Origin of the sequence: Serratia proteamaculans (assembly GCF_008830365.1) — a bacterium.
In the GTDB taxonomy this organism is placed as follows: domain Bacteria; phylum Pseudomonadota; class Gammaproteobacteria; order Enterobacterales; family Enterobacteriaceae; genus Serratia; species Serratia proteamaculans.
The window spans coordinates 501,775-515,232 of the sequence record NZ_WBKI01000001.1 but is presented as its reverse complement, the minus strand read 5'-3'; the positions used below and the strand labels follow the sequence as shown (position 1 = coordinate 515,232).

The following is a 13,458-nucleotide window of genomic DNA, read 5'->3' as shown; positions in this document are numbered from 1 at the left end:
CCTCCTGCAGTTAAAAATGCCGCCCGACAACGTGCTGTGGGCGGCCTCGCTAATTACATCAGGCCTTTTTTCTGCAGTTCGGTCTTAAAGTTGTCGCGGGTGATCAGCACCACGTCGGTCACTTCGGTAAATTTCTGTGGTTCTACGCCCTTTTCGACCCAGTCATGCAGCATCTGGATGCTCTTGTAACCATGGATATCCGGGCTTGGCAGCAGCGAGCCGTAGAAACCGGTGGCCTGTGCTTTGGAAAGCTCGCTGACCGCATCCACCCCGTTGATACCGATGCCGATCACGTTCGGTGCCTTGAAGCCCTGGCCTTCGGTAGCGCGTACGCCGCCCAGTACGGTGTTGTCGTTCATGCCGACAATCAGCCAGTTTTTCACTTCAGGATGCTGCACCAGCATCGAGTTGGCAGCGTCAAACGCCCCAGGGATATCGTTAGACTTGGTCGGTACCCGATAAATCTGCTTTTCCGGGAAGCCGGCCGCTTTCAGCGCGGCAATCGAGCCGCCGGTGCGGCGACGGGCGGTGTCCAGCTCATCGGCGGTAATTGCCATTACCGCGGTTTCCGGCAATTTCCAGCCACGTTTGTTTTGTTCTTTCCACAGCTCCTGGCCCTGACGTTCACCGATTTTGGTGGCGGCCATCATCACTAACGGCACGCTGTCCATAGGCTTGCCCTTGGCAGTGACAAACTGATCATCCACGGCGATCACTTTCAGGTTGTAACTGCGCGCCTTGGCGACAATCGCCGAGCCGAGTTTCGGATCCGGCGTGCAGATAACAAAACCCTTGGCCCCGCTGGCTGCCAGGCTGTCGATGGCATTGAGGGTTTTCTCCCCGTCCGGCACGGCGATTTTAATCACTTCAAAACCGAGATCCTTACCGGCCTTGTCGGCAAACTTCCATTCGGTCTGGAACCAGGGTTCCTCCGGTTGCTTGACTAAAAAACCCAGCTTCATGGTCTCGGCGATAGCTGAATGTGACATAACGGCCGCCAGTCCCAGTGTCGCCAGCGTCTTAGTGAATTTATGCATGATGCTCTCCGCTATTTTGTTCTCTGTGGCGACGAAACCCGCTCGCGGTGAAAACGTTATCATTAGGATGTCCGTTGTCGGTGTGGCGCTTATCTCGCGGCATTCATCCACAACGGGGGTAAGACGGCATAAGTTTTAGCGGGTATTTGTTACTGAAATGTAGAGCGCTATCACATCCGTGGAATACAGCTGATATGTGCATATATTTAGCGAATTCCGCCAAGCGATAACTTATGACAGCCGTCACAAAACCACTGCGGGAAGCAGAAAAGTGCATACTTCCAGCTAACGGCTCCTCACCTGCACCGCGCTTCGGCTCCTATGGTTGTCACAGCGTATTAACACATCAGGAGTCAACATCATGACGGCAGGTGCTATTGCCCTGGGACTGGACTTCGGTAGCGACTCGGTGCGGGTATTGGCGGTCGATTGCCATAAGGGTACTGAGCTGGATACCGAAGTGGTCTATTACCCCCGCTGGCAACGCGGCGAATTCTGCAATGCGGCGGAGAACCGTTTCCGCCACCATCCGCTCGACTACATTGAAGCCATGGAACAGGCGATCGTCAGTCTGGTACAACGCATGTCACCGCAGCAGCGGCTACAGGTGATTGGTATCGGCGTTGACGCCACCGGCTCCACGCCGGCGCCGATCGACGAGCAAGGCCAGGTGCTGGCACTGCGCCCGGAGTTTGCCGACAACCCGAATGCCATGTTTGTGCTGTGGAAGGATCACACCGCCATTGAAGAGGCAGACGCCATCAACCGGCTGTGCCGCAGCGGCGAATTCCCCGACTATTCCCGCTATATCGGCGGCGTTTACTCCTCTGAGTGGTTCTGGGCCAAGATCCTGCACGTCACGCGCCAGGACGCCGAAGTCCGTCAGGCCGCCGCCTCCTGGGTTGAACTCTGCGATTGGGTACCGGCGCTGCTGTCCGGTACCTGCGCGCCGCATCAGTTAAAACGCGGGCGCTGTAGCGTCGGCCACAAAACCCTGTGGCACCCGGACTGGGGCGGGCTGCCGCCGAAGGCGTTTTTTGCCGCACTCGATCCGCTCTTGGTTGAACACCTGCCCTGGCCGCTGTTTGAGGACTGCCACACCGCCGACCTGCCGGTAGGCGCCCTGAGCGCCGAATGGGCGACTCGGCTCGGGCTCCCCGCCACGGTGGTGCTGTCCGGCGGCGCTTTCGACTGCCATATGGGTGCCGTCGGTGCCGGTGCCCAGCCTTACACTCTGGTGAAGGTGATTGGTACTTCCACCTGCGACATTCTGATCGCCGATCGTCAGCGGGTGGACGGACGCGCCATCGAGGGGATCTGCGGTCAGGTCGATGGCAGTGTGGTGCCGGGGATGATCGGCATGGAAGCAGGCCAGTCGGCCTTTGGCGATATGTACGCCTGGTTCAGCCGCCTGCTGAGCTGGCCACTGCGCGAAGCCGCGAAAAATCAGCCTGAACTGCAAGCCCAGCTACAACAGATTGAAGCCGGCCTGCTGGCGGCGCTAACCGCATCCTGGGCTGAAAACCCGTCACTGGCTCATCTGCCGGTGGTGCTGGACTGGTTTAACGGCCGCCGCACCCCCAACGCCAACCAGCGGCTGAAAGGCGTGATCGCCGATCTGAACCTAGGTACCGATGCGCCGACGCTGTTCGGCGGATTTATCGCCGCCACCGCCTTTGGTGCCCGCGCGATTATGGAGTGCTTTGAACAGCAGGATATTCCGGTCGATAACGTGCTGACGCTGGGCGGCATTGCGCGTAAATCACCGGCGATCATGCAGGTCTGCGCCGACGTCATGAACCGACCGCTGCAAATCGTTGCTTCCGATCAGTGCTGCGCGCTGGGTGCAGCGATCTTCGCCGCCGTGGCCGCCGGTCAATTTGGCAGCGTGCCCGAAGCCCAGCACCAGATGGCCTGCGGTATCGAACGCACCCTGCAACCGAGCCCGCAACACGTCGCTCGCTACCAACAGCTTTACCAACGCTATCAACAGTGGTGCCAGGCCGCCGAGCCGCGCTACACCTCTACCTCCGGTTCAGCAAGCTGAACCCTGATTCGACATGACAATTCGGGAGTTTTTAATGGACGCATTCAAGCAGCGCGAAGTCTGGTTCGCCATCGGCAGCCAGCACCTGTACGGCCCGCAAACCCTGCAGCAGGTCAAGGCGCACGCCGAACAGGTGGTGGAAAGCCTCAACCGCGAGGCCGGGTTACCGGTAAAACTGGTGCTGAAACCGCTGGTCACCACGCCGGATGAAATCACCGCCCTGTGCCGTGACGCCAACTATCAGCCACAGTGCGTTGGCATTCTGGCCTGGCTGCACACCTTCTCACCGGCCAAAATGTGGATCGCCGGGCTATCCGTGCTCCACAAGCCGCTGCTGCAGTTCCATACCCAATTCAACGCCCAGGTGCCATGGGACAGCATGGATATGGACTTTATGAACCTCAACCAGACCGCCCACGGCGGCCGTGAGTTCGGCTTTATCGGTGCCCGTATGCGTCAGCAGCACAGCGTAATTGCCGGCCACTGGCAAGATCCCGAGGCACACCGACGCATTGCTCAATGGATGCGGGTCGCCACCGCCAAGCAGGCCAGTCAGCAGATGAAAGTGGCCCGTTTTGGCGACAACATGCGTGAGGTGGCGGTGACCGATGGCGATAAGGTCGGCGCACAGATCCAGTTCGGCTACTCGGTCAATGCCTATGGCATCGGCGATTTGGTCAGCGTGATCAATGAAGTTAGCCGTGGCGATGTGGGGACGCTGATTGAAGAGTATGAAGCCAGCTATGTGCTGAGCGACGCGGCGAAAGTTAACGGCGCAAAACGTGAAAACCTGATCGACGCGGCACGCATCGAACTGGGGATGAAACGTTTCCTCGAACAGGGTCACTTCCAGGCCTTCACCACCAACTTTGAAGATCTGCACGGCATGAAGCAATTGCCGGGACTGGCAGTGCAACGCCTGATGCAGCAAGGCTACGGCTTTGGCGGCGAAGGCGACTGGAAAACAGCCGCTTTGCTGCGCATCCTGAAAGTGATGGCCAGTGGGTTGCACGGCGGGACCTCGTTTATGGAGGATTACACCTATCATTTCCAGCCGGGTAACGATCTGGTGGTCGGCTCGCACATGCTGGAGGTCTGCCCGTCGATCGCCAAAGAATCCAGGCCGCTGCTGGATATTCAACCGCTCGGTATTGGTGGCAAGGCCGACCCGGCGCGACTGATTTTCTCTACACCTGCCGGTCCGGCCGTCAATGCCAGCCTGATCGACATGGGGGATCGCTTCCGCCTGCTGGTCAATCAGGTGGATACCGTGGAACAGCCGCACCCGCTGCCCAAATTGCCGGTGGCCCGTGCCATCTGGCGGGCCCAACCCACCCTGGCGACTGCGGCCGAAGCCTGGATCCTGGCAGGCGGCGCGCACCATACGGTGTTCTCGCAAGCGCTGGATGCCGATATGCTGCGGCTGTATGCCGAAATGCATAACATCGAGTTCTTGCTGATCGACCAGGATACCACCCTGCCGTCGTTCAAAAACGAGCTGCGCTGGAACGAAGCCTACTATCAACTTAACCGCCGTTAATCGGCTGGCTACCGGCAGCACATTGGGCTGTCGGTAGCCAAACGTGCTGCAACCCCCCGCCTGAGTCCGACCATCCGTTTGATATTGATGACGAAGCCCGCATTACCCGCTAAGCTATGCGGCTGTCACATTGGATCATGTCTTACCCAGGAAGCCGTTTATGTCTCAAGCTGAATACACCCGTATTGGCGGTTGGTTGCTGGCCCCGATGGCCTATCTGATTGTCACCCTGCTTAGCGCCAGTCTGATGCTGCTCCTGTATGGCATGGCGATTTTCGTACCGGAATCGCGCGAATATCTGCTCACCAACGCCCAGGCGTTTAGCATGCAGTGGTATTTCTCGGTGCTGACTACCCTGGCGATGTGGTGCTTTACCCTGTGGCTGCTGTGGTTGTTCTGCCACCGCGCACAGCGGTTCCCCAAATTGTTCCTGCTGTGGCTGTTGATTACCGTGCTGCTGGCGGTGAAAGCCTTTGCCTTTGCGCCGGTGCCGGATGAATTGGCGGTACGCAGTCTCGGCTGGCCACTGTTAATGGCGGCATTATTGGTGCCCTATATGAAGCGTTCCAAACGAGTCAAAGGGACCTTTACCGAGAGCTAGGCCACTCTGTGGCACGTTTTGTGCGAATAATTGTGTAAATTTTCACCAAAAAAGGGCAAAAAGGGCAATAACCCTGCTTTCCCTATGTTGTGATCAGGCCGCCAATTCCCGATAATAGGCGGCTTTTATTTTTTTAGGCATCGCAATGACCGAATACCTGCTCCTGTTTGTCGGCACCGTACTGGTGAATAACTTCGTCCTGGTGAAGTTCCTTGGCCTGTGCCCGTTCCTCGGCGTTTCCAAGAAGCTGGAAAGTGCCATTGGTATGGGAATGGCTACCACTTTCGTGATGACGATGGCCTCCGTCAGCGCCTGGGTGATCAATACCTTTATTCTGGTTCCGTTGGATCTGGTGTATCTGCGCACGCTGTCATTTATTCTGGTGATCGCCGTGGTGGTGCAATTCACCGAGATGGTGGTCCGCAAAACCAGCCCGGCGCTGTATCGCCTGCTGGGCATTTTCCTGCCGCTGATCACCACCAACTGTGCGGTGCTCGGCGTTGCGTTGCTTAACGTCAACCTGGGCTACAATTTCCTGCAGTCTGCGGTATATGGCTTCAGCGCCGCCGCGGGCTTCTCGCTGGTGATGGTACTGTTCGCTGCGATCCGTGAACGTCTGGCGGTTGCCGACGTGCCTGCACCCTTCCGCGGTTCTTCCATCGCGCTGATCACCGCCGGGCTGATGTCGCTGGCCTTTATGGGCTTTACCGGGCTGGTGAAATTCTAATGACCGCGTTATGGATTGCGATTGCTGCATTAAGCGCCCTTGGCCTGCTGTTCGGGCTGGTGCTGGGCTTTGCCGCACGCCGCTTTGAAGTAGAAGAAGATCCGGTGGCCGAGCAGATCGACGAGATCCTGCCGCAGAGCCAGTGTGGCCAGTGCGGTTATCCCGGCTGTCGTCCTTATGCCGAAGCGGTCGCCAACGGTGAGATGATCAACAAATGCGCGCCGGGTGGCGAGCAGGTCATGCTGAAGCTGGCCGAATTGCTCAACGTCGAGCCGCAACCCTTGGGCAGCGAAGCCGTCGTCGAACCGGTGCGCCAGGTGGCTTACATTGACGAAGCCAACTGCATTGGCTGCACCAAGTGCATTCAGGCCTGCCCGGTGGACGCCATCGTCGGTGCTACTCGCGCCATGCACACCGTTATTACCGATCTTTGTACCGGCTGCGACCTGTGCGTTGCGCCGTGCCCTACCGACTGTATTGAAATGAGACCGGTCGCCACCACTACCGCCAACTGGAAGTGGGACATGAAGACGATCCCGGTGCAAGTGATCCACGTGGAGCAACATGCTTAATCTGTTCGCCGCCTTCAAAAAAGACCGGATTTGGGATTTCGACGGCGGGATCCATCCGCCGGAAATGAAAGCCCTGTCCAGCGGCGTGCCGTTGCGTACCGCCCCACTGCCCGATATTTTTGTGATCCCGCTGCAACAGCATTTGGGTCCGGAAGGCGAACTCTGTGTCAAGGTCGGCGACCCGGTGCTGAAAGGCCAGCCGCTGACCGTGGGCCGGGGGCGTACCGTGCCGGTGCACGCACCGACCTCGGGAACTGTCAGCGCCATCACACCGCATATCACCGCTCACCCCTCCGGGTTGGCGGAACTGTGCGTGATCATTCAGCCAGACGGCGAAGACCGCTGGTGCGAGCGTGCACCGGTGGCAGACTACCGTCAACTGCCCACCAGCGAGTTGATCCAACGTATTCATCAGGCTGGCATCGCCGGACTCGGCGGTGCAGGTTTCCCAACCGCCAGCAAGCTGCAGGGCGGCATGAACGGGGTGGAAACCCTGATCCTCAACGCCGCAGAATGCGAGCCATATATCACTGCCGATGACCGTTTGATGCAGGAACATGCCGATCAAGTCATTGAAGGCACGCAGATCCTGCGCCACCTGCTGCAACCCAAGCTCACGCTGATTGGCATTGAGGACAATAAACCCGAAGCGATCGCCGCCTTGAAACTGGCACTGCGCGACCAGCCCGGTATCGCCCTGCGGGTGGTTCCGACCAAATACCCTTCTGGCGGTGCCAAGCAGCTCACCAAAATCCTGACCGGTAAAGAAGTCCCACACGGCAAGCACTCCTCCGCTATCGGTGTGCTGATGCAGAACGTCGGCACCGCCTTTGCCATTAAACGCGCGATTGTCGACGGCGAACCCTTGATCGAGCGCGTGGTGACCCTGACCGGTGAGGCCCTCAGCCATCCGGGCAACCTGTGGGCACGCATCGGCACGCCGGTACAGCACCTGCTGAAATTTGCCGGTTTCCAGCCGCAGGCTCAGCAAATGGTGGTGATGGGGGGCCCGCTGATGGGCTTTACCCTGCCCGCACTCAACGTGCCGATCGTCAAGATCAGCAACTGTATTCTGGCACCATCGGTCAGCGAAATGGCACTGCAGGAGCCGGAGCAGTCCTGTATTCGCTGTGGTTTGTGCGTTGACGCCTGTCCGGCGGGCCTGTTACCGCAACAGCTTTACTGGTTCAGCCGCGGCGAAGAACACGAAAAAGCCCGCAATCACAATCTGTTTGACTGCATTGAATGTGGTGCCTGTGCCTTTGTCTGCCCGAGCAATATCCCGCTGGTGCAGTACTACCGCCAGGAAAAGGCCGAGATCAAAGCCATCGATCAGGAAGCCGCTCGCACCGCCGAAGCCAAGGCACGTTACGAAGCCAAACTGGCGCGCCTGGAACGTGAAAAACTGGCGCGTGAAGAGCGTCATAAGAAAGCGGCGGTCAAGCTGACCGATGGCGATCAGGATGCCGTTCAGGCCGCCCTGGCTCGGGTTCGCAGTAAAAACGCGGCACCGGCGACCGGCACCATCAGCGGCGATGCACCGGATAACAGTGAGATGATCGCTGCCCGCGAGGCCCGTAAGGCACAGGCGCGTGAACGACGTGCGCAGCAGGAAACTGCTGTAGCACCGGTAACGGCATCGGCTAGCGAAGATGAAGATCCACGCAAGGCGGCGGTGGCCGCTGCACTGGCACGCGTCAAAGCCAAGAAAGCGGTACAACAAACGACTACGAATGATACTCCGGCCGAGCCACCGGTGGCGGTGACAGAAGAAGATCCACGCAAAGCTGCAGTGGCCGCTGCACTGGCGCGAGTCAAAGCCAAGAAAGCGGCACAGCAGACGGCGACGGTGGACACTCCGGCCGAGCCACCAGCGGCGGTAACGGAAGAAGATCCGCGCAAGGCGGCGGTTGCGGCAGCCATTGCCCGTGCCAAAGCCAAGAAAGCCGCGCAACAAGCGGCGACGGTGGAAACTCCGACCGAGCCACCATCGGCGGTACCAGAAGAAGATCCGCGCAAGGCGGCGGTTGCGGCAGCCATTGCCCGCGCCAAAGCCAAGAAAGCTGCGCAACAGGCGGCGACAGTGGAAACTCCGACCGAGCCACCAGCGGCGGTACCAGAAGAAGACCCACGCAAGGCGGCAGTGGCAGCAGCCATCGCCCGCGTCAAAGCCAAAAAAGCGGCACAAAGCCTGACCACGGCGGATACGGATAAAGAGTAATTAACGCAGACGCCTTGCAGGAAGCAAGGCGGCACAGGTTGTGTCCCTCAATGATACGTCAGCACCGCTGGAGGTCATTTGAGGGACGCAGCCTACTAATCGATAGAAATCAGGTAGGTGTAATCAACGTCAATCTGGCGCATCTTCGAGTCCTGATTCCATTCCTTGGTTTGAATAATTTCCATCTCCACGCTCCCCTGTACTTCATGACGCAACCCCGGCATCACATGAGTACTCAGATAGGCAAAGAACTGCGAGCATTCTTTGGCAGTCCCCAAATGATTGATAGAGATATATTCACGCCCGGCAATTGGAATATCGTCGATCTGGTAGCCCGACAGAATATCCTTTTTGTTCTCAGGATCCACCGCCATGATATGAGTCGCTGAACATTCGTTTCCTCCCCGATTACGGACAGAATGGATGCTGTACACCCGGCGGCAATCCACATTCAACCCACGGAAAAAATCGGTAAAGATCTCGTCCTTCATCGCCATACAGGACGAATGTTCAATCTCCGTCTCTCCGGCAAAATCCAACTGCCGCGAGTAACCCACAAGCTGCATATCGGGCAGCGTCAGGCGTTTGATCTCTGGGTAGTAATCGGCCGCAAAGTTGGCATCAAAACTGAAACGCGGCATCAAATTCTTCACGTCCCACCTTTCCATCGAACGGTAACGGTTAGGCGTGGTGTCGAAACGCTGTTTGAACATGCGAGTGAAGGTTTGTTGGGAATCGAAGCCCAGTTCGTCTGAAATATCGATGATGGAACGGTGAGTAATACGCAACGCCACTGCGGCACGCGTCAGGATACGTGAGCGAATATAGGTGGCGAGCTGAATACCGGTGATACGTTTGAACTTGCGTTGCAGGTGCCATTTGGAGTAGCCGGAAATGCGTGCGACTTCATCCAGGTTTGGCCGTGTTTCCAGATGTATCTCAACCCATTCAATCAATTCTTCAATAAAAAAGACATCTTCATTTGTCATTATTTACATTCACTGACTCAATAATACTCGGGATAATAACCCACATAGATTATGTAAAAGTTGTTATTTTGTGCGAAAAAACGAACCAAAAATACCATGTTAATCCAGCGGTTATCGTTATGCGCCGGGAGTTAATGCCGACAGTTTACAGCTGCATCACCAAACTAACCCGATTTTATCAGCAAAAAAAATCCGATCGCGCCATATGACCCTCAAACCACAGCGTACACACCGTGCTATAAGACTAATAACCCTACCATTAAGACGTATTACCCTTGCGGTGATTCAGGTAGAATGCAGCGCTATAATTTTTCCTGCGTCTCCGCTGAGAGGCGCGTTGAACCTGCCGATGTCCGGCAAAGATAGGTACAGTTATTCTATGAAGTTCAGGCCGGTACAACCCACAGCCGCCAAAGGCTTGCACATCGCCAGCTCCCCCTTCACCCATAACCAGCAAAGCACCAGCCGTATCATGCTGTGGGTGATGTTGGCCTGCATTCCCGGTATCGCTGCGCAGGTATGGTTTTTTGGCTATGGCACGCTGGTTCAGACCGCACTGGCAATGATCGTCGCCCTGCTGGCAGAAGGCACTATCCTTGCGCTACGCAAGCTGCCGGTACGGACCCGACTGGCGGATAACTCCGCCCTGCTGACTGCCCTGCTGCTGGGGATCAGCCTGCCGCCGCTGGCCCCCTGGTGGATGATTGTCATCGGCACCTTCTTTGCCATCGTCATCGCCAAACAGCTGTACGGTGGTCTCGGGCAAAACCCGTTCAACCCGGCGATGGTCGGTTACGTGGTGTTGCTGATCGCCTTCCCGGTGCAGATGACCAGTTGGTTGCCGCCGGATGAGCTGCGCGCCACCGCGCTGTCGTTCCAGGATACCCTGCTGGCCATTTTCAGCGGCCATACCGGCCAGGGTGCCACCATCCATGAACTGCAAATGGGCATCGACGGCATCAGCCAGGCCACCCCACTGGACGGCTTCAAAACCGGCCTGCGCAGCGGCCATAGCGTTGAGCAAGTACTGCAACAACCGCTGTTCGGTGGTGTATTGGCCGGTATCGGCTGGCAATGGGTTAACCTGGGCTTCCTGGCCGGTGGCCTGTTTATGCTGGGCCGTCGCCTGATCCACTGGCAGATCCCGTTCAGTATGCTGGCGGCCATCGCCCTGTGCTCAGGTTTGGCCTGGTGGCTTGATCCGGCGCAGCAGGCCTCGCCGCTGATCCACCTGTTCTCCGGTGCCAGCATGCTGGGCGCATTCTTTATCGCCACCGACCCGGTCAGTGCCTCCACCACGCCGAAAGGTCGCCTGATTTACGGCGCATTGGTGGGCGTGCTGGTGTGGCTGATTCGCGTTTACGGCGGTTATCCGGATGGCGTGGCCTTCGCGGTATTGCTGGCTAATATCACCGTTCCGCTCATCGACCACTATACGCAGCCCCGCGTGTACGGCCATCGCTAAGGAGCCATGATGCTAAATTCAATGAGAAAGCATGGCACCACGCTGGCGGTATTTGCCGCAGTGACCACCGGCCTGACTGCGGTAGTCCATAGCCTGACGCAGAACACCATCGCCCATCAGGCGGCGTTACAACAAAAAACGCTGCTTGATCAGGTGGTGCCACCGGAACACTACGACAATAATATGCAGACCGAGTGTTTCCTGGTCAGCGATCCGGCATTGGGCAATGGCTCGCCACACCGTTTGTATCTGGCGCGCAAAAACGGTCAACCCACCGCAGCCGCACTGGAAACCACCGCACCGGACGGTTACTCCGGCGCCATTCAGTTGCTGGTCGGTGCCGATTTCAACGGTAACGTACTGGGTACCCGGGTCGTCTCACATCACGAAACCCCGGGGCTGGGCGATAAAATTGAACTGCGTATCTCGAACTGGATCTCGTTCTTCAGCGGCAAAAAGATTGACGGCCCGGACGATAAACGTTGGGCGGTGAAGAAAGACGGCGGTATGTTCGATCAGTTCACCGGCGCGACCATCACACCGCGCGCCGTGGTAAACGCCGTTCGGCGTACGGCATTGTATATGGAAACGCTGCCGCCTAAACTTGATAGCTTACCTGCCTGTGGAGCCAGCGAATGAGTGAAGCCAAAGATCTGATTGTCCAGGGGCTGTGGAAGAACAACTCCGCGCTGGTGCAACTGCTGGGGATGTGTCCGCTGCTGGCCGTCACCTCCACCGTCACCAACGCCCTCGGTCTGGGGCTGGCAACCACGCTGGTCTTGATACTGACCAATACCTCGATATCTGCAGTGCGCCGCTGGGTGCCGAATGAAGTGCGCATCCCGATTTACGTGATGATCATCGCGGCTGCGGTGAGCATCGTGCAAATGTTAATCAATGCCTACGCCTTCGGCCTTTACCAGTCGTTGGGGATCTTTATCCCGCTGATCGTCACCAACTGCATCGTGGTCGGTCGCGCCGAAGCGGTGGCCTCTAAAAAACCGGTCGGCCTGTCCGCACTGGATGGCCTGGCGATTGGTCTGGGCGCCACCGGCGTGATGGTGACGCTGGGTGCAATGCGCGAATTGCTGGGCAACGGCACCCTGTTCGACGGGGCCGACATGCTGCTGGGCAGTTGGGCCAAGGTACTGCGTATTGAGGTGGTTCACTTCGACAGCCCTTTCCTGCTGGCAATGCTGCCACCGGGGGCCTTTATTGGTCTGGGTCTGCTATTGGCGGTAAAATATCTGATTGATGAAAGGATGAAAGCGCGTACGGCCAGGGCGTTACGGGCTGAACCGGCGCAGGGACAAGGACAGGCAGAGAAAGCATAATGAACAAGCAAAAACGGTTGGAAATTCTTACCCGCCTGCGTGATAACGATCCGCACCCGACCACTGAGTTGGTGTACACCACGCCGTTTGAACTGCTGATCTCCGTGCTGCTTTCTGCACAGGCGACCGATGTCAGCGTCAACAAGGCTACCGCCAAACTCTATCCGGTGGCCAATACGCCGGCCGCCATGCTGGCACTGGGCGTTGACGGCGTTAAGGGCTACATCAAGACCATCGGCCTGTTTAACAGCAAGGCCGAAAACGTGATCAAAACCTGCCGTATGCTGTTGGAACTGCACGACGGCGAGGTGCCTGAAGACCGCGCTGCGCTGGAGGCCCTGCCCGGCGTTGGCCGCAAAACCGCCAATGTGGTGCTCAATACCGCTTTCGGCTGGCCAACCATTGCCGTCGATACCCATATCTTCCGCGTCTGTAACCGCACGAATTTCGCACCGGGCAAGAACGTCGATCTGGTGGAGGAGAAACTGCTGAAGGTGGTGCCGGCCGAATTCAAGGTCGACTGCCACCACTGGCTGATCTTGCACGGCCGTTATACCTGCATCGCGCGTAAACCCCGCTGCGGTTCCTGCATGATTGAAGACCTCTGCGAGTTTAAAGAGAAAGTTTATCCCGACGCCTGATCCCGATGGGTGCAATCCAGCACCCCGTTTCGGGTCCCCACCGCACTGACCTATTTTTTATCGGAAATGTGATATCAAGCAGCAGTAACCTTGGTGTTTCCACGGGTTTCAGTGAAAAACTCACTTCTCGCTTATTTTCAAGCGAAAAATTAGTCAAAAATTGCGGTAAACCTCACGTTTTGACGATCACATTGTCGTCACAACCGCCAGGGCCGTTTTCTCAAATTTCTATAATTTTATAAAACCCGACATATGCACAACAATCCAATGGATTATTCACCACA

Annotated in this window: 12 protein-coding genes; 10 read left to right on the top strand and 2 right to left on the bottom strand. The window is 57.5% G+C overall.

Annotated elements, in window-relative coordinates; translation table 11 throughout:
* Positions 1-53 precede the first annotated feature (53 nt).
* Positions 54-1,037, bottom strand: a complete 984-nt coding sequence (locus F8R23_RS02510) for an arabinose ABC transporter substrate-binding protein (protein WP_085116628.1) — start codon at positions 1,035-1,037, stop codon at positions 54-56.
* Positions 1,038-1,398: 361 nt separating this feature from the next.
* Between F8R23_RS02510 and F8R23_RS02505 the strand changes: the two genes are divergently transcribed.
* From F8R23_RS02505 to rsxC, 6 genes are all read left to right on the top strand, one after another.
* On the top strand, positions 1,399-3,084 hold the full coding sequence (locus F8R23_RS02505; protein WP_151415202.1) for a ribulokinase: 1,686 nt from the start codon (positions 1,399-1,401) through the stop codon (positions 3,082-3,084).
* 34 nt (positions 3,085-3,118) lie between these two features.
* Positions 3,119-4,624 carry an L-arabinose isomerase gene (gene araA, locus F8R23_RS02500; RefSeq protein ID WP_151415201.1) on the top strand — a complete coding sequence of 502 codons (1,506 nt, stop codon included), beginning with the start codon at positions 3,119-3,121 and terminating at the stop codon, positions 4,622-4,624.
* Positions 4,625-4,784: 160 nt separating this feature from the next.
* The gene (locus tag F8R23_RS02495) at positions 4,785-5,225 is read left to right on the top strand and encodes a DUF2569 domain-containing protein (protein ID WP_112347490.1); all 441 of its coding nucleotides are present in this window, start codon (positions 4,785-4,787) and stop codon (positions 5,223-5,225) included.
* A 145-nt stretch (positions 5,226-5,370) separates the two neighbouring features.
* Positions 5,371-5,952: an electron transport complex subunit RsxA gene (rsxA, locus tag F8R23_RS02490; RefSeq protein ID WP_085116624.1), complete on the top strand. Its 582-nt coding sequence runs from the start codon at positions 5,371-5,373 to the stop codon at positions 5,950-5,952.
* The gene (gene rsxB, locus F8R23_RS02485; protein WP_085116623.1) at positions 5,952-6,524 is read left to right on the top strand and encodes an electron transport complex subunit RsxB; all 573 of its coding nucleotides are present in this window, start codon (positions 5,952-5,954) and stop codon (positions 6,522-6,524) included. The genes rsxA and rsxB overlap by 1 nt, the downstream gene beginning before the upstream one ends.
* The gene (gene rsxC / locus F8R23_RS02480) at positions 6,517-8,745 is read left to right on the top strand and encodes an electron transport complex subunit RsxC (protein WP_129938029.1); all 2,229 of its coding nucleotides are present in this window, start codon (positions 6,517-6,519) and stop codon (positions 8,743-8,745) included. The genes rsxB and rsxC overlap by 8 nt, the downstream gene beginning before the upstream one ends.
* A gap of 95 nt (positions 8,746-8,840) precedes the next feature.
* Here rsxC and F8R23_RS02475 read toward each other — a convergent pair whose 3' ends face one another.
* Positions 8,841-9,734: a helix-turn-helix domain-containing protein gene (locus F8R23_RS02475; RefSeq protein WP_099061850.1), complete on the bottom strand. Its 894-nt coding sequence runs from the start codon at positions 9,732-9,734 to the stop codon at positions 8,841-8,843.
* Between the two features lie 379 nt (positions 9,735-10,113).
* Between F8R23_RS02475 and rsxD the strand changes: the two genes are divergently transcribed.
* From rsxD to nth, 4 genes are read left to right on the top strand one after another with little or no spacing between them, the layout of a single operon-like run.
* Positions 10,114-11,199, top strand: a complete 1,086-nt coding sequence (rsxD, locus tag F8R23_RS02470) for an electron transport complex subunit RsxD (RefSeq protein ID WP_129938028.1) — start codon at positions 10,114-10,116, stop codon at positions 11,197-11,199.
* A 9-nt stretch (positions 11,200-11,208) separates the two neighbouring features.
* Entirely contained in the window at positions 11,209-11,838 is a 630-nt protein-coding gene (gene rsxG, locus F8R23_RS02465; RefSeq protein WP_099061848.1) for an electron transport complex subunit RsxG, read from the top strand.
* Complete coding sequence (locus F8R23_RS02460; RefSeq protein ID WP_099061847.1) at positions 11,835-12,533, top strand: electron transport complex subunit E; 699 nt, start codon at positions 11,835-11,837, stop codon at positions 12,531-12,533. The genes rsxG and F8R23_RS02460 overlap by 4 nt, the downstream gene beginning before the upstream one ends.
* Positions 12,533-13,174 carry an endonuclease III gene (gene nth / locus F8R23_RS02455; protein ID WP_099061846.1) on the top strand — a complete coding sequence of 214 codons (642 nt, stop codon included), beginning with the start codon at positions 12,533-12,535 and terminating at the stop codon, positions 13,172-13,174. The genes F8R23_RS02460 and nth overlap by 1 nt, the downstream gene beginning before the upstream one ends.
* Positions 13,175-13,458 lie beyond the last annotated feature (284 nt).